This is a genomic window from Mesotoga sp. Brook.08.YT.4.2.5.2. (genome assembly GCF_003351125.1).
GTDB lineage: Bacteria > Thermotogota > Thermotogae > Petrotogales > Kosmotogaceae > Mesotoga.
This window is the reverse complement of record NZ_JPGZ01000066.1, coordinates 1-1,310: the sequence shown is the minus strand read 5'-3', so window position 1 is coordinate 1,310 and position 1,310 is coordinate 1. Positions and strand designations below refer to the sequence as shown.

At 45.0% G+C, this 1,310-nt stretch carries 1 protein-coding gene; it reads left to right on the top strand.

Annotated elements, in window-relative coordinates; translation table 11 throughout:
- Nucleotides 1-1,310, top strand: a 1,310-nt coding sequence (locus Q502_RS14180) for an IS1634 family transposase (protein WP_114794190.1), incomplete at both ends; no start/stop codon positions are given.

Genomic DNA, 1,310 nt, shown 5'->3' with positions numbered 1-1,310 from the left:
AGAGAATACTTCACTTATCTTCTGAGAAGAAGTTATCGCGAAGACGGTAAAGTGAAACAGCAAACCATTGCCAATCTCACTGAATTGCCGGAAGTTACTAGAGAATTAGTCAAAGAGAGTCTCCAGGGAAGAGTCTTTCTTCCTTCCGAAGAGGCTATAGAGATTACTCGTTCGAGGGCACATGGTAATGTTGCGGTGATAAGGAAGGTAATGGAGGATCTAGGTATTTCCGAATTGCTTTCTTCTCGAAGGAGTAGAGAAAGCGATCTAGTAGAGGCTATGATAGCTGCAAGGATAATAAACCCTCAGACGAAGCTTTCCACAATACGCTGGTGGGATAATACCACTATTCCCGAAGAGTTCTCTGTGGAAGATGCAGATGAAGATGAGTTATATGTTGCCCTGGACTGGTTGCTACAAAGGCAAGAGACGATAGAAAGGAAACTTGCGCAGAGACATTTAAGTGAAGGCGGTCTTGTTCTTTACGATGTCTCTTCGAGTTACTATGAAGGGAGTCATTGTGAGCTTGCGAGTTATGGTTATAACAGAGACAGGAAGAAGGGGAAGAAACAGATAGTCTATGGACTCATGACAGACTCGAAGGGTGTACCTATTTCCATACAGGTATATCCGGGATGTACAAGTGACACCAAGACGATAGGGGAACAGGTAGACAAGATAAAGGAAGAGTTCAAAGTAGGAAGGTTCGTCGTGGTTGGAGACAGAGGTATGTTAACGCAAGGACAGATAGAAGGATTGAAGGCTCTAGGTGGGGTTGACTGGATCAGTGCCTTCAGAGGGCCTACAATAAAGAGTCTATTCGAGAATGGGAAGTTACAGCTGAGCTTATTTGACGAGAGAGACCTTCTTGAGATAGACTCCCCCGATTATCCTGGAGAGAGGTTAATAGTCTGCAGGAATCCCTTTCTTGCAGAAGAGAGAAGGAGAACGAGAGAAGACTTACTCAGGGCTACTGAAGAGAAGTTGAACAAACTCTTGAGGAGAGTCGCTTCGGGAAGGTTGAGAGAAGAGGGGAAGATAGGGCAGGCCCTGGGAAGGATAGAGAACAGGTACAAGATGGCGAAACACTTCATCTTCACGATAGAGGATGGAAAGTTCGATTACAGGAGAAATGACGAGAGTATAACCCTCGAAGCTTCCCTTGACGGGTTCTATATAATCCGTACCAGTGTAGAGAAAGAGAAGTTGACTGCAGAAGAAGTGGTGTACAGTTACAAGAGTCTATCCAGAGTTGAGAGGGCATTCAGGACGCTAAAGGGAGTGGATCTGAAGATACGGCCAATACACAA